The organism is Actinospica sp., assembly GCF_035552695.1.
Lineage (GTDB): Bacteria > Actinomycetota > Actinomycetes > Streptomycetales > Catenulisporaceae > Actinospica.
The window spans coordinates 28,623-51,250 of the sequence record NZ_DASZKT010000203.1 but is presented as its reverse complement, the minus strand read 5'-3'; the positions used below and the strand labels follow the sequence as shown (position 1 = coordinate 51,250).

The following is a 22,628-nucleotide window of genomic DNA, read 5'->3' as shown; positions in this document are numbered from 1 at the left end:
CCGTAAGGTGGCGGCGGGGCGAGGCCGGCGGCGTGGGTCACACGCCTAGGAGGCGGGATGCGCGGGGGTCAGCGACCACGCTCCTAGCTTGGGAACAGCCGTGATCAGCTGTAGTTCTTCCAGGTGACGCTGAACGAGCCGCCGGAGATGGAGCCCGGCTGCGCCTTGGTGTCGGAGCCGCCGGTCATCACGATCTCGTTCGGCGAGTAGCTGCTCAGCGAGTTCCCGTCGGCCTCGGCACCGCTGAAGTTCACCGTGCCGAAGTTCGAGAGGTTGGCGATGGAGCCGTTGACCTCGGTCGCCTCGGCGATGACCTCGGCGGAGGAGTCCTGGTAGCCGGAGGAGCCGTTCGCCGTGGTGGTCTTGGACCAGCCCTCGGTCGAGTCGGTGAGCTTCATCGTGAAGGTGCCGTTGCCGTTGTCCACGACGCTGGCGCTGAGCGAGTCGCCCGCCTTCACGGTCACCGAGTACGCGCTCTCGGAGGCCGGGAGCACCTCCCACCAGGCGCCGTACTCGGCCTGGCCGCCGATGCAGTCGGCCTCCGTGCCGGTCTGCTCCAGCGCGGAGTTGTTGTATCCGTCGAGACCGACCCAGTACGACGAGTACGTGGTCTTCGACGTGCAGGTGAGGGTGGGCTGGACCCACGAGGAGGAGACGGAGGTGAACGCGCCGCTGTTGCCGGTGGCGGCGTAGCCGGACCAGTTGCTCGAGGAGACAGTGGTGTTGCTGCCGCGGTGGCTCAGCGCATGCAGGCCGTGGCTCTCCTGGTGGGCCAGGGCGGAGCTGATCTGCAGCGGGGCGGCCGTGCCGGCCGGGGCGGCGGCGAAGGCGGCCGGGGCGGCGAACAAGGCGGTGGCGGCGGCCGCGCCGAGCGCGGCCATACGGACGAATGACCTGTGGGACATGCGGAGCTTCTCCCTCTCGTGGGCTAAAGGGACGCGGCCGGGCGGCGGGAACGCGGGGGTCCGCCCGGCACGCCGTGTGAACCGCACCGACGTGTGTGGGCAATCGGTGCGGCCGTTGCTCAGCTTGCGGGTGGGGCACGGGGGCCGACAAGGGTTCCGAGGGCGTTTAGTCTTGAGCGAATTCCCTTACCGCCCCAACAATTCCGGACATAGCAGGGCACGAAGAGGGATTCGGTCCGGAGTCCGTACCGTTTCCGGGCGGGGACGCGAAGATCAACGTAAGGTCACGATTCGGAAAACACCTGAGGAAAGCCCTCACCATTCCGGGGGCCGTGACCGGTACGTTCTCTCATATAGGCGACGCCGCTCGACCAGCCGGGAGGACATCCGCGATGTACCCGAGTCCGGCGGATCCCGCGGCACCGCGCGGCGGTTCGGCCGACGGCGGGGAGCGGGCCGAGTTGCGGCTGGCGCACTTGCTCAACACCGGTCCGTTCGACGACGCCCTGCGCGCGGCGGTCGCGGCGAGCGGCCTGAGCCTGGACCGGATCCAGGACCGGCTCAAGCGGCGCGGTTCGCGGATCTCGGTGGCCACGCTCAGTTCCTGGCAGTCCGGGCGCTACCGCCCGGAGCGTCCGGCCTCGCTGCTGGTGCTCGCCGAGCTCGAGGAAGTCCTCGGCGTGCCGTCGAAGTCGCTGTCCGCCCTGATAGGTCCGCCGCGACCGCGCGGTCGCCGGCTTGCCTCGCTGACCGACAACCGGGGCTTGGCCGCGTTCAGCGACACCCCCTTGGCCGACATGGCATCCGCGCTGCGTCAGGTGGACATGCAGTGGGACGAGGCGCTGACGCGGCTGAGCACGCACTGCCGGCTCGAGTTGGACGCGCGCGGCCGGGAACGCGGGATGTACAGCCGGCTGCTGCTGCGCGCCGAGGTGGACGGCCCGGACCGGTGGATCTCCGGCTTCCAGCGCGACGATCCGGGACCGCCCGCGAAGCTGCGCGTGGAGCCGCCGCACCGGATCGGCAAGGTGATCGAGAACCCTCATATCGGACTCGTCGTCGCCGAGATCCTGTTCGACCGGCCGCTCAACCGGGGCGACATCATCATCCTCGAGTACACGCACGAGAACCGCACCCCGCGCCCGTACTCGACGATCATGCAGACGGCCTTGCACGTGCCGGTGCGCGAGTACCTGATGGAGGTGCGCTTCGACCCGTCGGCGCTGCCGGAGTCCTGCCACTACTTCCGCACCGCCGAGCTGGACGCGGACGCGCGGCCGCAGGAACGGCTGCTCAAGCCGGACGCGATCGGCTCGGTGCTGGCCGTCGCGTTGTCCGCCGGTCCCTGTCGTTTGGGAATTCGTTGGGACTGGGGTGACACGGCACCCCTTACAGTGGGTCCATGACTTCAGGACAGAGCACTGAGACCACGACGGCCGGACTGCTCGCCGCGGCGGACGAGGCCCTGATCGAGGCGGGGTTCAGGACCGGGGAGTTCGCGGAGGCAGAACGGCTGGTCCGCGCCGCCGCGCAGAGCGCCGAGCAGGACCGGGACGCGGCGGGCGCGGCCGCGGCGGCGAACCTGCACGGCTACCTGCTGCACTACCGCAACATCACGGCCCTGATGAGCGGCGGGCAGCCGGAGCCCGCCGACGTAGAGCTCGAGCGGGAGCGGTTCTCGCTGGCGCTGGCCGGTTACGAGAAGCTGCGCGCCGGGGCGGGGATCGCGGCCGCGGCGTTCGGCCTCGGCCTGTTCGAGCAGGTGCTGCACCAGGACTGGGATGCGGCGATGGTGCACTACCGGCGCTCCGAGTCGCTGATCCCCGCGCTGGAGGCGGCCGGCGATCTGTACACGCGCTCGGAGATACACCGGCACCTCGGCTTCTACCACCTGGTCGTCGACAAGCAGTTCGGCGTCGCCGTGCAGCACCTGCAGATCTCGCTCGACCTGCGCGAGGAGCAGGGTGAGCCGCGCCGGATCCCCAGCGGCCTGGTCGCGCTCGGCTGGGCCGAACGGGAGAACGGCAACCCGCGGCGCGCGGTCCTGCTGCTGCGGCGCGCCGTCGAACTCGCCCGCGCCGAGGGCCTGCTGCCGGCCCGGATCGCCGACGCGCAGCACGAGCTCGAGGAGTCCGAAGCCGCGCTGCGGGCCGAGGCCGAGGCCGAGCAGCCGGAGAACGACTGAGCGCAGACCGTCAGCCGTCTCAGCCGTCGCCGGCGAAGTCCTGCGTCATCCAGACCGTGCCGGAGCTGTCCCGGGTCACGGCGATTCCGACCTCGGTGTACGAGCTGCTCAGGATGTTGAGCCGGTGGCCGTCGTCCGGCGGCTGCTCGGCGAGCATGCTGTTGGTCAGCCCGACGGCCATGCTCGCGATCGCGGACTGCGTGTCGCTGACCGGGCCGCCCTCGCCGATGTTCTCGCCCGCCGAGGTCCACTGCACCCCGGCGGCGGTCTCCCGGTCGCCGAGCGCGGCCTCGCCGGAGCACTGGTGCGACAGGCCGCAGCCGTTCTCCATCCGCGTGTTGTGCGCGGACGCGCTGTTGATCAGGTTCGAGCTCATCGTGTACGGCTTGAGCCCGTTCTGCTTGCGCGCCTGGTTGATCACGTCGAGGACCTGCTGCGCGGCCGTCTCCGAGTTCGAACCCCCGCTCGTGGTGGTGGTCGCGACGACGGGTGCGGCACTCGTACGCGGGGCGGCGCTGGTCGTCCGGACGGCGGCCGTGGACGGCGCGACGGTCGGCTTGCCTGAGGTGCGCGACGCGCTCGGCGACGCGGAGACGGATATCGTCGGGATGGTCAGCGAACTCGGCGTCGCCTTCGCGGTGGAGGCGAGCGCCGAGCCGGTCGAGGTCGTCGTTATCGCGACGGTGTTCTGCTTCGAGTGGAGCCCCTCCACGGCCACGGCACCCGCCGCGACGACCGCGATCGCCGCGAAGGCTATGCCGATCGGCTTCGCCGCGGCCATCCCCGTCGTCTTGCCGCCGCGATGGGCGCCACGGCGGCGCGTTGCCTTGGGTTCCACCTCTATAAAGACGGTCGAGGCGCGGAACCCGGCGTACGCGGCCGGAATCGGCAGCAGCGCCATCCCGACGAGGAGGCGTTCCGGCGGGATCAGATCGCGGACCCATGCATCACAGTTCGGACATTCGCGGATATGCCGGGTGAAACGCTTGCGCCAGACCGAGGACGTATCGCCGTCCCAGTCATAGGCGACGTCATTGAGGCCGGGGCAGCGCGGCGTACGCGCGAGGACCCGCACGATGCACCGCGCGGCGTCCAACTGCTCCTTCATCCTGCCCACGCGCACGGCCACGTGGTGCGAGTCGGCCTGCAGCGCATCGACGAGCTCGGGGCGCGTCAGATGCCCGGACGCCTCCTGCCACCACAGCGCCAGCAGCTCCTGGTGATCCGGATCGAGCCACTGCACGGCCTGCTGGGTCTCGCGGCGCTGCCCGGACACATCGAGCTGGATGAGCGTGTGCTCGACGAACTCGCCGCCGGGATCGGGGATGTCGAGGCGCTCGTCGAACGAGGTCGGAGCCTTCACGGCCGAGCGCTGATGGTCCCGGATCTGGTTGACCGTGATCGCGACCACCCACGAGCGCAGCCGCTCGGGATCGCGCAGCGAACCGACGCCGCGCACGAGCTGGAGCATCGTCTCCTGGGCGACGTCGTCCACGTCGGCGCTGTGCCGCAGCGAGCGGCGCACGATGTTGTACACGAGCGGCAGGTACTCGGCGACCACCGCGTCGAGCGCCGCCGGATCGCCTTCCCGCGCGGCGCGCACCCATGCCGTATCCATCTGTAGGGACACGCCCGAACCACTCCCATCGCTTCGCACGCGTACCGCGCGGATCCGCCGTCCTTCGCTAGCCCTTCGCTATCGGAGACGTTCCCGGACCGGGCGAATCACGGAAATCTCGGAAGTTCCCGACGGGCTCATCTCACCACGGCGTTAGTAAAGGCATGGCAAGCTGGACTCCATGTCTGGGAAGCTCACACACGAACCAGCGCTCGACCGGCCGGAATTGCTGTCACAACCAACCCTCGACGCGCTGACCAAGCTCGGTCTCGCGGACCGGGTCGAGGTGGCCGCGATCGACCCGACGCTCGCGGACACCGCGGCGTTCTGCGCGGAGTACGGCGTCGCCCCCGAGGAGTCCGCGAACTGCGTGGTCCTCGCGGCCAAGAAGGCCGGCGAGGTCTTCTACGCGGCCTGCATGGTGCTCGCGACCACTCGAGCGGACGTCAATGGTCTGGCACGCCGCCACCTGGGTGCCCGGAAATTGTCGTTCGCCCCGATGGACGACGCGGTGGGCCTGACCGGGATGGAGTACGGCGGGATCACGCCGATCGGGCTGCCCGCCGATTGGCCGATCCTCGTCGACCGCGCGGTCGCCGAGTCCGCGCGCGTGGTCATCGGCTCGGGCATCCGCGGCTCGAAGCTCTGGCTGCCCGGCGGGGTGCTGGCCGAGCTGCCGAACGCGGAGCTGCTCGACGGGCTCGGCGTGCCGGTGCCCGCCTGACCGGAGGCCCGAGTGGGTCGGATCTTCCCAGCTGCCTCGGGGAAATTCGCCCGGCGCCGGAACGAACCTGTACAAAAGACGGCATGAGCAATACACCGTCCACCGCTTCGAGCGCGCCGCCGACCCGCGAGGAGGCCGAGGCCGTGCTGCGCAGCCTCGCCGGGGATGCCGCGCGACTGCGCGAGGATCAGTGGACCGCGATCCGGGCGCTGGCCGTCGAGGGGCGGCGGGCGCTGGTCGTGCAGCGGACCGGCTGGGGCAAGTCGGCGGTCTACTTCGTGGCCACGGCGCTGCTCCGCGCCCGCGGCGCCGGGCCCACGGTGATCGTCTCGCCGCTGCTCGCGCTGATGCGCAACCAGGTCGAGGCGGCCGGGCGCGCCGGTATCAGGGCCCGCACGATCAACTCGGCGAACCTGCACGAGTGGGAGGAGATTCAGGCGCTGATCGCCGAGGGCTCGGTGGACGTGCTGCTGATCTCGCCGGAGCGGCTGAACAATCCGTCCTTCCGCGACGAGGTGCTGCCGCGGCTGGCCGCGACGGTCGGGCTGCTGGTCGTGGACGAGGCGCATTCGATCTCCGACTGGGGCCACGACTTCCGCCCGGACTACCGGCGGCTGCGTGATCTGATCGGTTCGCTCGCGCCGGGGCTGCCGGTGTTGGCGACCACGGCGACGGCGAACGCGCGGGTGACGGACGACGTGGCCGAGCAACTGGGCACCGGGAGCGGGTCGGCGCTGGTGCTGCGCGGGTCGCTGGATCGCGAGTCGCTGCGGCTGTCCGTGCTTTCGCTGCGGGACAGTGCGAGCCGCCTGGCCTGGCTCGCCGAGCAACTGGGCGAGCTGCCGGGGTCCGGCATCATCTACACGCTCACGGTCTCGGCGGCCGCGGAGACGGCCGACTTCCTGCGATCGCGGGGGTACCCGGTGGCCGCGTACTCCGGGCGCACCGAGGACGAGGACCGTCGGCAGGCCGAGCGGGACCTGCTGGACAACAAGATCAAGGCGCTGGTGGCGACCTCGGCCTTGGGGATGGGCTTCGACAAGCCGGACCTCGGGTTCGTCGTCCATCTCGGCGCGCCCTCGTCGCCGATCGCCTACTACCAGCAGGTCGGGCGGGCCGGGCGCGGCGTGGAGCGGGCCGAGGTGGTGCTGCTCCCCGGCGTGGAGGACAGGGAGATCTGGCGCTATTTCACCTCGCTCGCCTTCCCGCCGCAGGCCACCGTCGAGCGGGTTCTCGGCGCGTTGGGTGCGGCGTCGAAGCCGTTGTCGACGATGGCGCTCGAACCGTTGGTGGACCTCAAGCGCTCGCGGCTGGAGCTGCTGCTGAAGGTGCTCGATGCGGACGGCGCGGTCAAGCGGGTGCAGGGCGGCTGGATCTCGACAGGCCAGCCGTGGTTCTACGATGCCGAGCGTTACGCGCGCATCACGGCGGCGCGCGAGGCGGAGCAGCGGGCGATGCTCGAATACGCGCAGACCACGGAATGCCGGATGGAATTCCTGCGCCGGCAGCTCGACGACACCGAGGCCACGCCGTGCGGGCGCTGTGACAACTGCACCGGCCGCAGGCTGGAGGCAACGGTCACCGAGAGCGTCGTGCAGGCTGCCGGATCGCACGCGAAGCGGGCCTGGGTCGCGATCGAACCGCGGCGGCAGTGGCCGACGGGGATGCAGGCCGTGGGCGTCGAACTGAAGGGCAAGATCCCGCCCGGCGAACTCGCCTCCGAAGGCAGGGCCCTGGCCCGGCTGACGGACCTCGGCTGGGGCTCGGCGCTGCGCGAAATGCTCGGCACCGGGGCGCCGGACCAGCCGGTCCAAGCGCAACTGCTCGGCGCCATCGTCAACGTGCTCAAGGAGTGGGCGGCGACGGACGCGGCCGGCGGGCCGGGCGCCGCGTGGAGCGGTGTGGGCAGGCCGGTCGGAATCGTCACGATGGAGTCGCGCAGCAGACCGCGGCTGCTGGCCTCGCTCGCCGAGGGCGTCTCGGAGATCGGGAAGCTGCCGATCGCAGGCTCCGTACACCGCGTGCGGGAGGACGCGCACGCGGGTCCGAGCAACAGCGCCTGGCGGCTGCGGTCCGTGCACGAGGCCTTCGATATCTCCGCCGAGCTCCGCGCCCGGCTGGCCGACTGCCCGGGACCCGTGCTGCTCCTCGACGACCTGGTGGATTCCGGCTGGACCATGACCGTCGCCGCGCGGCTGCTGCGCCGGGCCGGGGCCCCCGCCGTCCTCCCGCTCGCGCTCGCCGTGGCAGGCTGATCCGATCATGAAGCCCTATCTCAAGTCCCTGCACATCTACCCGGTGAAGTCCTGCCACCGGGTGGACCTGGACCGCGCCGAGCTCGAGCCCTGGGGCCTGGCCGGGGATCGGCGCTGGCTCGTCACCGACGAGGAGGGGCAGATGCGCACCCAGCGCGTGCAGCCCCGAATGGCCCTGATCCGTCCGGCGTATACCGAGGGCGGCGGCCTCCGGCTCACCGCGCCCGGCATGCCGGACCTCGACCTGCCTCCCGTGGCCCGCGCGCGAGGAGCCGTGGGGGCGACCGTGACCGTGTGGCGCTTCACCGGGCAGGCCGCGAGCGCCGGCCGCGAGGCGGACGAATGGGTGAGTTCGTTTCTCGGCGTGGCCTCGCGGCTGGTCCGGATGGATGACACCTCGGCGCGTCCGACCAATCCCGAGTACTCGCGGGCGGAGGACCGCGTCTCCTTCGCGGACGGCTATCCGCTGCTGCTCGCCTCGACCACGTCGCTGTCCGCGCTCGGCGACTGGATCGTCGAGATGGGCGGCGACCCCGTCCCGATGACGCGCTTCCGGCCGAACGTGGTCGTCGACGGCGCCGAGCCGTGGGCCGAGGACGACTGGAAGCGGGTGCGCATCGGCGAGCAGGCCTTTCGCGTGGTCAAGCGGTGCGGCCGGTGCGTGATGACGACGGTCGACCCGGAGTTCGGCCGGTTCGCGGGCCAGCAGCCGCTCAAGGCGCTGCGCAAGCACCGCCGCGAGGACAGGGACGTGTACTTCGCGGTGAACCTGATCCCGGACACGGTCGGGCCGCTCGATGTCGGCGCCGACTTCGAGATTCTTATCTGAGAGCGATGCGGCGAGTCTGAATTTCCCACAGGAGTTGTTCGGGGAATTCTTAGCCGGGTCACGATCGTCTGCCGGGGACGCGCGGATATCCTCCAGGCATGTCGATACCGGACCCCACGCAACCCTCCTCAGCCCCCTCCGGCTGGTATCCGACCGGAGAGACCGGTCCCGACGGCCTGCCCGTGGAGCGGTGGTGGGACGGCGCCACGTGGAGCGCGATGGTCCGGCCCCTCGGCGGGGGAGACGCGGGCGCGCCGGGCGCCCGCGGCAAGCGCAGTTCGGCCTTCAAGGGCCTGGTCGCCGCGGCGGTCGTCGTCGTGCTCGCCGGCATCGGCGTCGGCGCCTACTTCGCGGTGAGCGGCAACAACTCGTCCAGCCCGACGGCCTCCACCGGCAGCCAGCCGACCACCGCCCCGACCGGCAACGGCGGGTTCGGCGGCGGGAACGGCGGATTGGGCGGCGGAACCGGGAACGGCGGGACCGGCGGCCTGGGCGGCGGCGGCACGAGCTCGGCCTCGCCGCAGCCGACGGTGACCGGCGGCAGCGGCAAGACCGTTGCCGACCCGATCGACGCGCTGACCATCCCGGTGCCCAGCGGCTGGACCGGCACCGCCGGCTCGACCAGCGGCAACGGCAGCTGGCCGGCGCTGAGCACCGGACCGTACACCTGCCCGAGCGCGCTGGCCTCGCAGAACGGCACGAGCTCGAGCTCCACCCCCGAGTGCACCCGAGGCGGCGTCAACTTCACCACGACCAGCGGCTCGTCCGCGCAGGGCGTCGCCACCGGGGACATCGCGACCATGGCCAAGGGCAACTACGGCACGCTCTCCGCGCACACGGTGTCCAGCCAGGGCGCCGTCACCGTGGCCGGGCGCTCCGGCTACCAGGTCACCTGGAGCGTCACGCCGAACTACTCCGGCCCCAGCGGCACCGTCGAAGTGATCGCACTGCCGGTGCCGGGCCAGTCCGGGTACTTCACGCTGATCGACATCGGCGTGGACCAGTCCTCGCAGGCGCCGAGCCTGGCCACCGTCAACTCGCAGGTCATCTCCGCCATCACCGACTCGAGCGCCGCCGGAGCCTGATTCCCTGGTCCGCCGCGCCTCTCGCCACCATCGCGCCCGGCTGCGTGAGCTCCTAGAGCTTGCGCAGCCGGACGCGTTCGATGCGGTGGTCGGCCCCCTTGCGCAGCACCAGCGTGGCCCGGCCGCGGGTGGGCAGCACGTTCTCGATCAGGTTCACCCGGTTGATCCGGGCCCAAGCGCCGCGCGCGAACTCCATAGCCTCGGGTTCGGAGACCTCGGTGAAGCGGGCGAAGTACGAGTTCGGATCGGTGAACGCGGTGTCCCGCAGCTTGCGGAACCGGGCCAGGTACCACTGCTCGATGTCCGACTCGCGCGCGTCCACGTAGATGCTGAAGTCGAAGTAGTCGGCCAGCGCCATCCTGGTGCGCCCGTCCTGGCCGGGCAGGGCGGGCTGCAGCACGTTGAGCCCCTCGACGATCAGGATGTCCGGCCGGTGCACGACGGCCCGCTCGCCGGGCACGATGTCGTACACGAGGTGCGAGTAGACCGGCGCCTGCACCTCGTCCCGGCCCGACTTGATGTCCGCGACGAAGCGGGTGAGCGCGCGCCGGTCGTAGGACTCGGGGAAGCCCTTGCGCTGCATCAGGCCGCGTCGCTCCAGCTCGGCGTTCGGCAGCAGGAAGCCGTCGGTGGTGACGAGTTCGACGCGCGGGTGCTCCGGCCAGCGCGCGAGCAGCGCCCGCAGCAGCCGCGCCGTGGTCGACTTGCCGACCGCGACGCTGCCCGCGATCCCGATGACGAACGGGGTGCCCCGGGCGCGCCCGGCCCCCGGCGAGTCGCCGAGGAAGGTGCCGAGCGCGCCGCGCAGGCCGTGCACCGCGCCGACGTAGAGGTTCAGCAGCCGCGAGATCGGCAGGTACATGGCGCGCACCTCGTCGAGGTCGATCTCGTCACCGAGCCCGCGCAGGTCCTCGACCTCCGCGGCCGTGAGCGGCAGCGGGGTGCGTTCGCGCAGGCCGCTCCAGGTTTCGCGGTCCAGGTCCACGTACGGGCTGCTCGCCGGGGCGAGTTCCCCGGCCTCCGGCAAGATCGGCACGCACCTATTCTGTCCGATCCCCCGGACGCGGGCGCCACCAGGTCCGCCGCGACAGCCTGCGCACCGGCCACCACAGCAGCGCGACGACCACCGCGAACGGCAGCAGCCAGCCGAGCACGACCAGGATCACCCGGAACGTGGCGACGAGCGCGTGCCAGCCGTCGTCCAGCGCCGTGACGAAGGCGTTGTGATGAGCGGCCGGCGTGGTCGGCACGGCGGCCGCGGCGGGCTCGTAGTAGCCGACGGTCACGGTCGCGTAGCCGGTCTGGTCGGAGAGCGCGCGCTGCTGGGCCTCGAGGGATTCGAGGTCTGACTCGCGGCCGGCCAGGGCCTGTTCCAGCGAGATCAGGTCGTTCATCGACGCGGCCTTGTCGATCATCCCGCGCAGCTCGGTGAGCGAGGCCTGCGCGGACGCGATCCGGCTGTTCACGTCGGCGACCTGGCCGGTCACGTCCGTCTCGGACTGGGTGCGGAAACTGACGCTGCCGGTCCCGGCCAGCGCCGCGAGCACCGAGTCGAGCTTCGACGGCGGAACGCGCAGGAGCAGCAGCGCCTGGTCGGTGTTCACCGCGGCGGACGCCATCGGCAGAGTCAGCGGGCTGACGCCGGTTTCGGAGCTCTCCGTGGCGTCGGCACTCGTGCTCGGGGTTGGCAGGTTCTGCGCACCGACGCCTTCCGCCGCGGACGCGACGTAGCCGCCCGCCGAGATGACGACCTGTTCCGCGTGGTCGGCGGCCTGCTCGGGGTTCTTGACCGAGAGTTGCAATGCCGCCATGACTATCAGGTTGCCGGTGTTCGCGACATTCGTGGTCTTACTGGTGGAATTGCTGGAACCGTTTGAGTTATTCGAGTTGTTCAGTTTATTGGAGCCGCTGCCGCTCGGCACCCTGGCCTGCCCCTGCGCGGCGGCCGCCCCGCCGGCCGAGGAATTCGAGCCGCTTGACGAGCTGTTATCGCTGCATCCCGCGACCAGCCCGACTCCCGCCACTCCCAACGTCGCCAGAACGATCAATCCGACCGTGCGCGTGACACGTCTACGTATGCTCGACATCCGAGATCCCCATCCCTCTCCTGCGTGTTCGGCGGAGCTTGGATGCGAATGCTCTTGAGTTGGTTCCGCTAGCGTGCGGAGCATGTTCGAGTTCGACATCGTCCCGATGACCGACGGGCACGCCGACGCGGTGCTGGCGATCTACCAGGCGGGCCTGGAAACCGGGGACGCCTCCTTCCAGGCCGAGGCCCCCGACTGGCCGGCGTTCGACGCGGGGAAACTGCCCGAGCACCGTTTCGTCGCGGTCGCGCCGAACGACGGCACGGTGCTGGGCTGGGTCGCCGCGTCGCGGGTCTCCAGCCGTCCGGTCTACGCGGGTGTCCTTGAAGAATCGGTCTATGTGAGCTCCGGCGCGCGGGGCGGCGGAGTGGGCCGGGCGCTGCTGGACAGGCTCATCGAGTCGACCGAGGCGGCGGGCATCTGGACGCTGCAGGCGGGGATCTTCCCGGAGAACACGGCCTCACTCGCGCTACACGAGCGGGCGGGTTTCCGGACGCTCGGCGTGCAGGAGAAGATCGGCAAGCACGGCGTGCGCGGTTGGCGCGACGTCGTCCGGCTGGAGCGCCGCAGCCGGAACGTGTCCTAGACGAGCCCGGCGGCGATCAGGCAGCCGAAGACGAGCAGAGTCGCGGCGGTCAGCAGGTTCGCGCGGCGCTCCATCCACGGTGCGGTAAGCCGAGCCACGCCGAGCGTCGCGGCGACCGTGAGCCCGACGATCGTCGCCACCGTGACGCCCGCGAACACGAGCAGCGCCCCGACCGCCGTCGCACCGCCGAGCGCGCTGGCCGCGAGGAACACCGGAAGTATCGTCAGATCGGGCGAGGCGGCCGCGCCGAAGGGGACCGCGAGCGCGACGGCGGCGCGGATCCGGCCCCCGCCGCGGGATGGATGACTGTGGTGGCTGTGATCGTGGCGGCCGAGATCGTGATGGCTGCGATCGCGATGGCTGCGATCGTCGTTGCCGAGATTGTGGTTGCCGTGGTGACTGTCGTGCGCGTGATCGCGAGCGTGGCCATGATCGTGCGCATGGTCATCGTCATGGCCGTGGTCATGGCCGGGGTCATGCGCATGACCGTGTTCGTGGCCGTGGTCATGACCGTTGTCGTGCGCATGGCCGTGCCCACGGCCTGTCAGTTCGAGCGCGAGGAACACCGCGCCCGTCGCCAGCAGCAGACCGCCGACGACGTAGTCCTCGTACCGGACGACCGTCGCGCGGAAGCTCAGCCCGACCCCGATCAGCAGCGCGCCGAGCAGCAGCGAAAGCACCACGTGCGTGCCCGCGGCCGCCAGCGAGCGGCGCACCACGCGCTGCACCGGGTCCTTCCTGGCACGGCTGAGGACGGCCAGCGGAGCCCAGTGGTCGGGCAGCACGGCGTGGCCGAAGCCGACCCCGGCCGCGGCGAGGACGAGCGCGGATGCGGAGTTCACACCGCCAGACTACCGCTCACCTTCGCATCAGTGAAGATGAGAAGGTAAATGCGCACTCCTGCTTCCTGCGAGAAGTTCGCAAGTGAGAAGATGGGGCATGGCCCACCCAGCAGTCCCCGGCGAGCAACCCAAGGAGCACCACAGATCCGCGCTCGGCCGGACACTGCCCGACGCTCACGTGCAGACCGCTGTCGCCCACCTGGACATGCTCGCCGAACCGACCCGGCTGCGGCTGCTCTGGGCGCTGCGCGAGGGCGAGCTCGGCGTCAGCACCCTGGCGGAGACGGCCCGCTGCACGCCCACCGCGGCCAGCCAGCACCTGGCCAAGCTGCGCCTCGCCGGACTCGTCGACCAGCGTGCCGAGGGCCGGGCGCGGTACTACCGACTGCGCGGCGACCACATCAAGCGACTGCTGGACGAGGCGCTCGGCCAAGCCGAGCACGAGGTCGAGGGCATCCCGCACACGCCGACTTCGTAGCCGCCGAATTCGTAGCGGCCTACTGCGTTACCCGCCGATTCCCGTTAACTCGAGTGCACCATCCGGCGCGGTACGGCTAGCCTCGCTCGCATGGATCCGCTGCACTATCCCCCGAAGCCGAAGCCGGGCGACCGGGTCGCGATCGTCTCCCCCTCCGGCGGTCTGCCCGAGCTCTTCCCGCTCCCCTACGAGCTCGGGCTGCGCCGGCTGCGCGAGGATTTCGGTCTGATCCCCGTCGAGTTCCCCACCACCCGCGTGCTGGGCTCCTCGCCGGCGGACCGCGCCGCGGACCTGCACGCCGCGTTCGCCGATCCCGACATCAAGGCCGTGATCTGCAGTATCGGCGGCGACAGCCAGATCACCGTGCTGCCGCACCTCGACGCCGACGTGCTGCGCGCGAACCCGAAGCCGTTCTTCGGATACAGCGACGCGACGAACCTGCTGACCTACCTGCACACGCTCGGGATCGTGGCGTACCACGGCGGCGCGATCATGACGCAGTTCGGTCGCGCCGGGGCGATGCACCCGATCACCGCCGACTCGGTGCGCGCCGCGTTGTTCACGTCGGGGCCGTTCGACCTCGTCGAGAACAAGGAGTTCGGCGACATCGACGTGCCCTGGGACGACGCGGCCGCGTTCGAGCAGCATGCCGCGGAGTACCGGATGACCGAGTCGGCGGGCTGGAGCTGGCTGCGCGCCGACCGCGTCGTCGAGGGGCCGAGCTGGGGCGGGAACCTGGAGATCCTGTCCTGGCTTGCCATGGCCGACCGCAATGTCGGCGACCCGGCGCGGTACGCGGGCGGCGTGCTGGTCCTGGAGACCAGCGAGGAGCTGCCGAGCCACGTCGAGGTGTACCGGATCCTGCGCAACCTCGGCGAACGCGGGCTGCTCCGGCAGTTCGACGCGGCGCTGATCGGCCGGCCCAAGGCGTGGGCGTTCGATCGGCAGCTGAGCGCCGAGGACTCGGCGCGGTACCGAGGCGACCAGCGCACGGCGGTGGAGCGCGCGTTCGACGAGTACAACCCGGGCGCGCTGCTCGTGTTCGACCTCGAGATCGGGCACACCGAGCCGCAGGTCGTACTCCCCTACGGCGGCCTGATCCGGGTGGACGGCCCGGCCCGCCGGATCACTGTCACGTACTAGCCGCGCTGGACGTGCTGAACGCACTAGCCGAGAAACGCGGCGGTCTCGTCCACCCAGCGCTGGTCCGGATCGCTGGCCCACGGGCTCCAGATGACCACGCCCGAGCAGAGCTGGTGCGCGGTCTCCAGCTCGTAGCGCCAGTGATCCGGCGTCAGATAGCGCCCGGCCAGCTTGGTCCCGCCGTGGTACTGGGGCCAGAGGTAGGCGTCGACGGGCTTGCCGGGGGCGACGGTGGCGGCCTCGGCCATGATCTGGCGGAAGCGGGTGCGCCACGCCGGGCGATTGTCGCTGAACGTGTAGAGGCTCGGGAACAGGGCGTCCTCGCGCTCGGCGAGCCGCCGCTCCAGCTTGTAGTAGTGCGGGTTGGTGTTGCCGAGCACGCCGTAGTAACCGACCGTGCGCCCGGGTACGGCCTCGTGCGCCCACTCCAGCAGCTTCCGCAGTTTCTGGTAGTGCCGCTCGGCGACGGAACGCGCGCCCTTGAGATACAGCGTCTCGAAGTCCAGGACGACGGGGCCTGGGTGGCTCGACGTGCGCTGGACGTACGCCTCGTATGCGGACTTCGCGGGCAGTGCGAGCTCGGCCCCGCGCGGCCGCGTGCCGCGGAAGTTCTCCGGGTTCTGACCGGCGAGCTGCGCGATCGGCGCCTCGTAGATGACGTTCGACTTGACCGCGCCGACGCGCTCCAGGTTCACGTTCGAGTAGAAGGTGTTGTCGTAGACGGGGAATCCGGACGCGCCTGCGTCGGCAGCCGCGGTGCTGATGCACGTACCGCCGCCGCAGGCCAGGGCTATGGAGCCGGTGAGGGCGATGGTGAATATATGACGAATGATCACATCCGGCCGCTACCCGACCGCGTCCCGGGGACACCGCGCGTCCCCCGTTCGGACCGGTGCGAACCGACCGAACGGCGGGATGCCGAACGGCGAGATTTTGTCGGAGGCCGGTGGCAGAGTGACTCGGTAGAAGCGAAACATCCCGAAATTCGGCGATCTACACAAGGAGGCCGAGAACGATGCCCGATTGCAAGCTCCCGCACCCCGAGGGTTCCGTAGCCTGGCTCGACACGCTGCTCGCGACGGAGCAGGACTACCTGCAGTTCTATCAGCCGCTGTTCGGCTGGACCGGCGAGGCGGACCCGGCCGACACGGAGACGCGCTACGCGGTTCAGCAGGTGCACGGCAAGCCGGTCGCCGGGATCGGCCACATGGCCGAGGAGCACCCGATGATGCCCTGGACGGGGTATTTCTCGGTGCGGGACGCCGAGGCCACCGTGGCTCGGATCCCGGAGCTCGGCGGCACGGTGATCTGCGAGGCGATGAACGCCGGCGACATGGGCCGCTTCGCGCACGGGATCGACCCGGGCGGCGCGGCCTTCGGCATGTGGCAGGCGCTGTCGTTCGCCGGCTTCCAGGTCTACGGCGAGCCCGGCTGCCTGGCCTGGCTCGAGCTGGTGACCACCGAGGGCAAGGCCTCGGCCGACTTCTACGGCGCGCTGTTCGGCGCCGAGGTGCAGGCGATGGAGGAGATGCCGGACTCGTACTGGACGCTGCACATCGGCGGCGAGCCGCGGGCCGGGATCTTCCGCGTGGACGAGGTGGAGAAGCCGCACTGGCGGCCGTACTTCCAGGTCGCGGACGTGGACATCACCGTAGCGGCGGCGCTGGGGGCCGGTGCGCATGTGACCGAGCCGGTGGCGGACACGCCCTTCGGCCGGATGGCCGGGCTGACGGACCCGAGCGGCGTCGAGATCAAGCTGGTGGTGCCGCCGCCCGGGATGTAGACGACTCGGCTGGACGAGGAGCGCCGGCCGAAGAGTGACGAAGAGTCCGGCGAGCGTGGCGCGACGGGCCGGGCCATCCACCCGAGGGGTCGTTCGGCCGGAATGACCGGTTCCGGCCCGTCGCACAGCTGCCCCCCGGCGCCACCATGCGGGGTCTCCCGGCCCCGGGCAGGTGCGAACGCGGCCGGCGCCCCTCCGTCGCCGCCCGTGCACCGGTCAAGCATGCCGGGCGACCGGCCGCCATGGGAGACCTTCGCCGTGGCGGAAACCTGCCGTGGCGCAACCACGCCACCCCATGAGCGTTGATAATCACTCTCCGTGATCAAAAACGGGATTCAGGGGGCGGCTGGCCACGTACGGTGCGGTGTGGGTAATCTGAGCCGTCGTCAGTTGCGAGCACTGCCGCGGGAGGGCGGGCATGGACGCGCAGGAAACGACGACGGCGACGGGAACGGAAGCGGAGCCGCTGGATCCACCGAAGAGTCCGACGCCTAAAAGACCCACACTGCACGGCGAGTTCCTCCGCGTGGTGCGCACCCGGCCGGACTGGCTCTACGGACTGCTCTGCAGCTGGGGCTTCGGATACGGCTTCCTCGCGTACATCGTCCTGTTCACCCATCCGGACCTCACGCACGATCCGAAGCCGACGGTCGTGCTCGTCGTGCTGAGCGCCATCGCGGACGGTTCGCTGACCAATCAGCTCGCCGCCGAGCCGACCTGGGCCGCCGACCTGTTGCGCGGCGGCGAGGACCCGGCGCGGATCCTGCGCGTGCGCAACCTCATGCTCTTCGTCTGCGAGCTCTTCTTCGTCTGCACGGTCGTCGCGATCGTCGCCCGGCTCGGCCACTCGGACGCGTGGATCCCGCGCGCGCTGCCGCAGCTCGCCGTGCTGCCGCTGGCGCCGATCGCGATCGGCAACATCACCTCGGTGCTCGTGCCCACGCCGTTCATGCGGCTGAGCTGCCGCTTCCAGGCGCCGGCCACCTGGCTGCGCTGGACGATCTACGTCTCGATCCCGTTCTTGCTCAGCTCCCTGTCGCTCGCGCTCTACTGGCTGCCCTCGAAGCTGGAGACGCGCTACGAGCCGAAGGTGCTGCGGACGGTCGGCTCGCTCAAGCACATCACCGTCACGCTCGCGTCGGCCACGCACGTGTACGTCACCATCTGGCTCGTGCTGATCCCGCTCTGGCAGCTCGGCGTCTGGCTGGTGTCGCTGCGGCTCGCGGACAGCCTGGCGCGGATGCGGCGGCACGGTCTGGCCCGGCTGATGGACCGGCACACCGAACTGGCCGACTCGCTGCCCGAACTCTCGCTCTACCAGTCCACCCGGCAGTTGCCCGAGCGTGTGCGGGAGATCCCCACCGACCTGCGCTCCGAACTCAAGCTGCTCAGCTCCGAACTGTTGGAGGCCTCGACCACGCTCCGGCTGTAGCGGCGCCGGGTTTCTGCTGACAGCGGGGTACGGCCTATGGCAGGGTGGCAGCCAGTACACTCTCCGTCGCGACGAGGACGACGGGGCATGACGTGGGGAACGAGCGCGTGAACAAGGGCACCCTGGGGCAAAGCGGACGAATACGCGTGCCCCGGCCCCTGCTCGTGCTCACCGCCGTCGTTCTGCTCGCGCTCGGCGCCGCCGCGATGGCCTCGGCCGACGGCTCGGCCACGCACGGCTCCGGTCCGCTCGGCCGGCAGTGGTGGCTGTTCGCCGCCGCCGCGCTGGCCGTCGGGATCATGACGCTGGTCAAGCTGCGTGAGCGCATCTCGGCCACGGATCCAGACTCGACGGCGCGGGCCCGGCTCAACCGCGGAGTACTCGCCGTCGTCGCGGTGCTGACCGCCGCTGTGCCCGTCGCGCTTTTCCTCGTGCGGACGCAGGCGCCGTCCACCCAGTCCGCGTGCGTGACGCAGTGCATCAATATCCTGTCGACCGGCGGGGCGACGGATCAGCCCACGCCGCCGCACTCCTCGGGGAACACGACCACCCAGCACGACGGCTTCAAGCTGCCGCTCGGCCTGATCCTGACGATTATCGGCATCGCGCTGGCGATCCTGGTCGTCACGGCCGTCGTCGCGCTCATCATCAGGATGCGCGACATGGCCAGGCAATCGGGGATCACCGGCGCTCCGCCGCCCGCGCTCGCCGAGGAGGCGGAGGACGAGTCGGCGCTCGCCGCCGCGATGCTGGCCGGTCGCAGCGCCCTCGAAGGTGAGGCGCGCGCGGCGATCATCGCCTGCTACGCGGCGATGGAGGACTCGCTGGCCATGGCCGGCGTGCCGCGCCTCGAATCCGACAGCCCCTCCGACCTGCTCGCCAGGGCGACGCGGCGCGGCGTGGTGGACGGACCGGCGCCCCGGCTGCTGGCGAAGCTGTTCCGGGAGGCGCGCTTCTCCACGCACCCGATGGACGCGCGGCACCTCGACGAGGCTCGCGGCGCGCTGGACGCGATCACCGAGCAGCTGACGGCCCGCCAGGAGGCGGAGTCGCAGAGCGCGGCGGCTGGAGCGAGTACGTGACCGTCTTCGAACGTCCGCCCGTCCCGCGCCCGCGCGTGCTGCTGTCGATGCTCTGCGCGGCGGCGCTCGCGGTCGAGGCCGCGCTCGCGCTGGTCGGCGGCTGGCTCGCGGCCGGTGTGGGCCTCGGGCTGCTGGCGGCGCTCGGCGTCGGGCTGGCCTGCTACGTCTCCGGCGCCGAGGTGATGGACGGTCAGTTCCGTCGGCCGATGCGCCTGGTCAGGCAGCGCAATCTGAGCATGCTCGGCTGGACCTCGCTGGTGGCCGCGGCACGCTCGTCCTCCGGCAACTTCCAGCACGCCGTGAAGCCCGAACTGGAGCGCCTCTACGCCGTGCGGCTGGCGGACAAGCACGGCATCAGCCTGCACGCCGAACCCGAGCGGGCCGCCGCCCTGATCGGCCCCGAGCTCTGGCCGTGGATCGATCCGCGGCGCCCGCCGACGCCGCCGCCGGTCAAGGGGCCGCGGCAGGCGCTGGACCGGCGCAGCGCGGCGCCGCCCGCGCCGCCGCCCGACACCGTGCTGCGTGCGCTGGTGGACCGGCTGGAACAGCTCTGACATCGTTCGAACGACGACCACGACCGAGGAATCGAGCACTGATGACCGACGAACTGACGCCCCAGCAGGCGGGGCAGCGCGCCCGGACCGTGCTCGACGAGGTGGAGCGCGCCGTGGTCGGCAAGCGCCACGCGCTCGAACTGGTGATGATGGGCGTGCTCGCCGGCGGCCACGTGCTCATCGAGGACCTGCCCGGCCTCGGCAAGACCCTGCTGGCCCGCTCGTTCGCCACCGCGCTCGGCATGGACTTCACCCGCATCCAGTTCACCCCGGACCTGCTGCCCTCGGACGTGACCGGAGCGCCGTTCTACGACCAGCGCTCGGCCGAGATGGTCTTCAGGCCCGGACCGATCTTCACCCAGGTGCTGCTCGCCGACGAGATCAACCGGACGCCGCCGAAGACGCAGGCGGCCTTGCTGGAGGCGATGGCCGAGGGGCAGGCGACGGTGGACGGCGTGACCCGGCCGCTGCCGCAGCCCTTCGTCGTCATCGCGACCGAGAACCCGATCGAGTACGAGGGCACGTACACGCTGCCCGAGGCGCAGCTCGACCGCTTCCTGCTGCGCACGCGGATGGGCTACCTGCCCGCCGCGGACGAGACCGCGATGCTCAAGCGGCGGATCGAGCGGGCCGCGCCGGAGGCCGTGCTCGAGGCGCGCACCGATCCGGCCGAGGTGCTCGCGATGCGCTCCAGCCTGGAGCAGGTCGAGGTGGACGAGGATCTGCTCGGCTACGTCATCGCCCTGATCACCGCGACCCGCGAGCACGCGCAGGTGCAGGTCGGCGCGTCGCCGCGGGGCGGTCTCGCGCTGGTTCAGCTGGCCCGCGCGCACGCCGTGCTGCGTGACCGGGACTACGTGGTGCCCGAGGACGTGAAGGCGGTCGCGGTGCCCGCGCTCGCGCACCGGATCACGCTGCGGCCCGAGCTGTGGGTGCGCCGCATCAACTCGGACGACATCGTCGCGGGGCTCGTCAAGTCCGTGCCCACGCCGCGCACCACACCCAACGCGGCCGGCGCACCCAAGGCTGCCAACACGCCAAAAACGCCCAGCGCGGCGAAGAGCGCATGAATCCGAGTCTGCGCCGGGCGCTCGGCCGCGCGGACGAACCGTCCGAACCGCTGGAGCCGCCGACGGCGCGGCCGGACGGCTGGCGGCTGTCCGAACGCGCGCACCGGCTGGCGCTCGTCGCGGCCTGCGCCCTGGTCGGCGCGCTGATCAGCGGGCACGCCTGGGCCTTCGCGCTCGCCGCCGGACCGGTCGTGTGGCTGCTGCTGGCCGTGACGCCCGGCTCGCGTCCCGACCGAGTCGCGGCGCTCACCACCGTCCCGGTGCGGCGCTGCTTCGAGGGCGAGCCGATGACGACGCGGATCGAGCTGTCCTACGCGGGTTCCGCGGGCGGCTTCGACCCGGCCGTCTACCCTGGCCCGGGCGTCGAGCTGGTCCGGCTCGAGCAGCACGGCGCCGTGCTCGACCTCGAATTCACCGCGCGGCGCTGGGGCCGCTGGAGCCTGGGCACCGTGGACGTCGACGTCTACGACCGGGGCGGTCTGGCGCGCCAGACCGTGCGCGCCGACCTGGGCGAGTGCGAGATCTTCCCGCTGCCCGACGACAGCTCCCTGACCCCGATCCCGACCCGGCTGCCGAACCGGCTCGGCGAGCACGCAGCGCGGCAGCACGGCGAGGGCCTGGAGTTCGTCGGCGTGCGGCCGTACCGCTGGGGCGACCGGCAGCGGCGGATCCACTGGGCCGCGACCACCCGCCGCGGCTCGGTGCAGATCAGCGAGTTCGCGGCGGAGCAGGCGACCGACGCGGTCGTGCTGCTCGACGCGTTCGGCGACGTGGTCGGCACCCGCGGCGGCAGCACGCTGGACGACTCGGTCCGGGTGGCCGCCGGGATCGCGCGGGCCTATCTGCGCAGCCACGACCGCGTCGGAATCGTCTCGCTCGGCGGCCGGCTGCGCTGGCTCACGCCCGGCACCGGCTCCACGCACCTGCTGCGGATCGTCGAATCAGTGCTCGACGTCCGCCGGGACCTGGGCTTCCAGACCCCCGACCTGGACCGCGTGCCGCCGCCCGCGCTGCCGAACGGCGCCCTGGTCTACGCCGTGACCCCGCTGGCCGACGACCGCTTCGTGGACGCGCTGCAGGATCTCGCGCTGCGCGGGAACCCGGCCGTGGTCGTGGAGATCCCGGCCGGCGAGCCGAGGCCGGATCCCGAGGACCCGGGCGCGCCGCTCGCGCTGCGGCTGTGGCGGCTCGACCGCGAGGCGCTGCGCTTCAGCCTGACCGAACGCGGCATGCCGGTCGTGGCCTGGGAGGGCGAGAACACGCTCGATCTGGTGCTCGCTCCGCTGCTGCGCCGCCCGGTGCACGGGAGGACGCGGTGAACACGATTCTCGAGTCGCTGCCGATACGGATCCTCGGCGCGCTGCTGCTCGTCGGCGCGCTCGATCCGGCGCGCTGGCCGGACTACCTCAGCCCGCAGTGGTTCCTCGGCGGCGCGGCGCTCGTCGTCGGGCTCTGGGCGGCCGCGCCGATCGTGGACCGGCCGGAGATGCGGTCGCACCGGCTCCGGCATCAGCTGCTGCGGTATCGCAACACCCTGCTCGTCGCCGCGGCCGCGCTGCTCGCCGCGTTCCAGGGCCCGCCGGTGTGGCTGACGGCCGTCGAACCGGCGCTGCTGCTGACCTACCTCATGTTCGTCGACGCGGGCACCGCTCCCGGTAGGCCCGCAGGTCAGCAGCTCAGCCACGCCGGATACGCGTACGCCGCGTCAGCCCTCGTACTCCTCGCGGCGCTCGCCCCGGTGAGCGGCGGCGGCTGGGGCCGGATCGTGGCCGGGATCGCCGTGCTCGGCACGCTCGGCCTGCTGCTCGCCACCCTGCGGCTGCGGTACACGGCGGGCTACCGGGAGAGCGGCGCGACCCAGGCCGCGCGGCGGCACTAGGGCCTCGCCGGGACCTAAGGTACCTAGTCGATCTTCGACCGTCTGAGGTAGCCCGGGGCGCCGCCTAAGGTAGCCGACGGGCCCGCGGACG

At 71.4% G+C, this 22,628-nt stretch carries 23 protein-coding genes; 17 read left to right on the top strand and 6 right to left on the bottom strand.

Features of this window, described 5'->3' with window-relative positions:
- Nucleotides 1-104: 104 nt before the first annotated feature.
- Nucleotides 105-905 (bottom strand): G1 family glutamic endopeptidase, encoded by an 801-nt coding sequence (locus tag VG296_RS23515; RefSeq protein WP_325569153.1) that lies wholly within the window; start codon nucleotides 903-905, stop codon nucleotides 105-107.
- 392 nt (nucleotides 906-1,297) lie between these two features.
- On the opposite strand from VG296_RS23515, the gene VG296_RS23510 reads away from it, so the two are divergent.
- Nucleotides 1,298-2,311, top strand: coding sequence for a helix-turn-helix transcriptional regulator (locus VG296_RS23510; RefSeq protein ID WP_325569151.1), 1,014 nt, complete (start codon nucleotides 1,298-1,300; stop codon nucleotides 2,309-2,311).
- Entirely contained in the window at nucleotides 2,308-3,090 is a 783-nt protein-coding gene (locus VG296_RS23505) for a hypothetical protein (RefSeq protein WP_325569149.1), read from the top strand. Before VG296_RS23510 ends, VG296_RS23505 begins: the two co-directional genes overlap by 4 nt.
- Nucleotides 3,091-3,109: 19 nt before the next feature.
- On the opposite strand, the gene VG296_RS23500 is transcribed toward VG296_RS23505, so the two are convergent.
- The gene (locus VG296_RS23500; protein ID WP_325569147.1) at nucleotides 3,110-4,720 is read right to left on the bottom strand and encodes a sigma-70 family RNA polymerase sigma factor; all 1,611 of its coding nucleotides are present in this window, start codon (nucleotides 4,718-4,720) and stop codon (nucleotides 3,110-3,112) included.
- Nucleotides 4,721-4,889: 169 nt separating this feature from the next.
- On the opposite strand from VG296_RS23500, the gene VG296_RS23495 reads away from it, so the two are divergent.
- The 4 genes from VG296_RS23495 (at nucleotide 4,890) to VG296_RS23480 (ending at nucleotide 9,601) form a co-directional block, all read left to right on the top strand.
- On the top strand, nucleotides 4,890-5,432 hold the full coding sequence (locus tag VG296_RS23495; protein ID WP_325569145.1) for a YbaK/EbsC family protein: 543 nt from the start codon (nucleotides 4,890-4,892) through the stop codon (nucleotides 5,430-5,432).
- An 83-nt stretch (nucleotides 5,433-5,515) separates the two neighbouring features.
- Nucleotides 5,516-7,687 (top strand): RecQ family ATP-dependent DNA helicase, encoded by a 2,172-nt coding sequence (locus VG296_RS23490; protein WP_325569144.1) that lies wholly within the window; start codon nucleotides 5,516-5,518, stop codon nucleotides 7,685-7,687.
- A gap of 7 nt (nucleotides 7,688-7,694) precedes the next feature.
- Nucleotides 7,695-8,516, top strand: a complete 822-nt coding sequence (locus tag VG296_RS23485) for an MOSC domain-containing protein (protein WP_325569140.1) — start codon at nucleotides 7,695-7,697, stop codon at nucleotides 8,514-8,516.
- 98 nt (nucleotides 8,517-8,614) lie between these two features.
- Entirely contained in the window at nucleotides 8,615-9,601 is a 987-nt protein-coding gene (locus VG296_RS23480; RefSeq protein ID WP_325569138.1) for a hypothetical protein, read from the top strand.
- A gap of 52 nt (nucleotides 9,602-9,653) precedes the next feature.
- Here the strand turns inward: VG296_RS23480 and coaA are convergent, their stop codons facing one another.
- Nucleotides 9,654-10,637, bottom strand: a complete 984-nt coding sequence (coaA, locus tag VG296_RS23475) for a type I pantothenate kinase (RefSeq protein WP_325569136.1) — start codon at nucleotides 10,635-10,637, stop codon at nucleotides 9,654-9,656.
- Between the two features lie 4 nt (nucleotides 10,638-10,641).
- Entirely contained in the window at nucleotides 10,642-11,412 is a 771-nt protein-coding gene (locus VG296_RS23470; RefSeq protein WP_325569134.1) for a DUF4349 domain-containing protein, read from the bottom strand.
- Nucleotides 11,413-11,428: 16 nt separating this feature from the next.
- Here VG296_RS23470 and VG296_RS23465 point away from each other — a divergent pair, with 16 nt between their 5' ends.
- Both VG296_RS23465 and VG296_RS23460 read left to right on the top strand, forming a co-directional pair.
- On the top strand, nucleotides 11,429-11,746 hold the full coding sequence (locus VG296_RS23465; protein ID WP_325569132.1) for a hypothetical protein: 318 nt from the start codon (nucleotides 11,429-11,431) through the stop codon (nucleotides 11,744-11,746).
- Nucleotides 11,747-11,770: 24 nt separating this feature from the next.
- Entirely contained in the window at nucleotides 11,771-12,274 is a 504-nt protein-coding gene (locus tag VG296_RS23460) for a GNAT family N-acetyltransferase (protein WP_325569130.1), read from the top strand.
- Here the strand turns inward: VG296_RS23460 and VG296_RS23455 are convergent.
- Entirely contained in the window at nucleotides 12,271-13,116 is an 846-nt protein-coding gene (locus tag VG296_RS23455) for a hypothetical protein (protein WP_325569128.1), read from the bottom strand. The genes VG296_RS23460 and VG296_RS23455 overlap by 4 nt on opposite strands.
- A gap of 97 nt (nucleotides 13,117-13,213) precedes the next feature.
- On the opposite strand from VG296_RS23455, the gene VG296_RS23450 reads away from it, so the two are divergent.
- Entirely contained in the window at nucleotides 13,214-13,594 is a 381-nt protein-coding gene (locus tag VG296_RS23450) for a metalloregulator ArsR/SmtB family transcription factor (protein ID WP_325569126.1), read from the top strand.
- 90 nt (nucleotides 13,595-13,684) lie between these two features.
- Nucleotides 13,685-14,737 carry a S66 peptidase family protein gene (locus tag VG296_RS23445; protein ID WP_325569124.1) on the top strand — a complete coding sequence of 351 codons (1,053 nt, stop codon included), beginning with the start codon at nucleotides 13,685-13,687 and terminating at the stop codon, nucleotides 14,735-14,737.
- Between the two features lie 23 nt (nucleotides 14,738-14,760).
- Here the strand turns inward: VG296_RS23445 and VG296_RS23440 are convergent, their stop codons facing one another.
- A complete protein-coding gene (locus VG296_RS23440; protein WP_325569122.1) occupies nucleotides 14,761-15,573 on the bottom strand; it encodes a hypothetical protein in 813 nt (270 codons plus the stop codon).
- 179 nt (nucleotides 15,574-15,752) lie between these two features.
- Between VG296_RS23440 and VG296_RS23435 the strand changes: the two genes are divergently transcribed.
- From VG296_RS23435 to VG296_RS23405, 7 genes are all read left to right on the top strand, one after another.
- Nucleotides 15,753-16,520 (top strand): VOC family protein, encoded by a 768-nt coding sequence (locus VG296_RS23435; RefSeq protein ID WP_325569120.1) that lies wholly within the window; start codon nucleotides 15,753-15,755, stop codon nucleotides 16,518-16,520.
- 418 nt (nucleotides 16,521-16,938) lie between these two features.
- Entirely contained in the window at nucleotides 16,939-17,952 is a 1,014-nt protein-coding gene (locus VG296_RS23430; protein WP_325569118.1) for a hypothetical protein, read from the top strand.
- 107 nt (nucleotides 17,953-18,059) lie between these two features.
- Complete coding sequence (locus VG296_RS23425) at nucleotides 18,060-19,034, top strand: DUF4129 domain-containing protein (protein WP_325569116.1); 975 nt, start codon at nucleotides 18,060-18,062, stop codon at nucleotides 19,032-19,034.
- A complete protein-coding gene (locus VG296_RS23420) occupies nucleotides 19,031-19,588 on the top strand; it encodes a hypothetical protein (protein ID WP_325569114.1) in 558 nt (185 codons plus the stop codon). The genes VG296_RS23425 and VG296_RS23420 overlap by 4 nt, the downstream gene beginning before the upstream one ends.
- A gap of 41 nt (nucleotides 19,589-19,629) precedes the next feature.
- Complete coding sequence (locus VG296_RS23415; RefSeq protein ID WP_325569112.1) at nucleotides 19,630-20,658, top strand: MoxR family ATPase; 1,029 nt, start codon at nucleotides 19,630-19,632, stop codon at nucleotides 20,656-20,658.
- Nucleotides 20,655-21,977 (top strand): DUF58 domain-containing protein, encoded by a 1,323-nt coding sequence (locus VG296_RS23410; protein WP_325569110.1) that lies wholly within the window; start codon nucleotides 20,655-20,657, stop codon nucleotides 21,975-21,977. Before VG296_RS23415 ends, VG296_RS23410 begins: the two co-directional genes overlap by 4 nt.
- On the top strand, nucleotides 21,974-22,537 hold the full coding sequence (locus VG296_RS23405; protein WP_325569108.1) for a hypothetical protein: 564 nt from the start codon (nucleotides 21,974-21,976) through the stop codon (nucleotides 22,535-22,537). Before VG296_RS23410 ends, VG296_RS23405 begins: the two co-directional genes overlap by 4 nt.
- The last annotated feature ends 91 nt before the right edge of the window (nucleotides 22,538-22,628 follow it).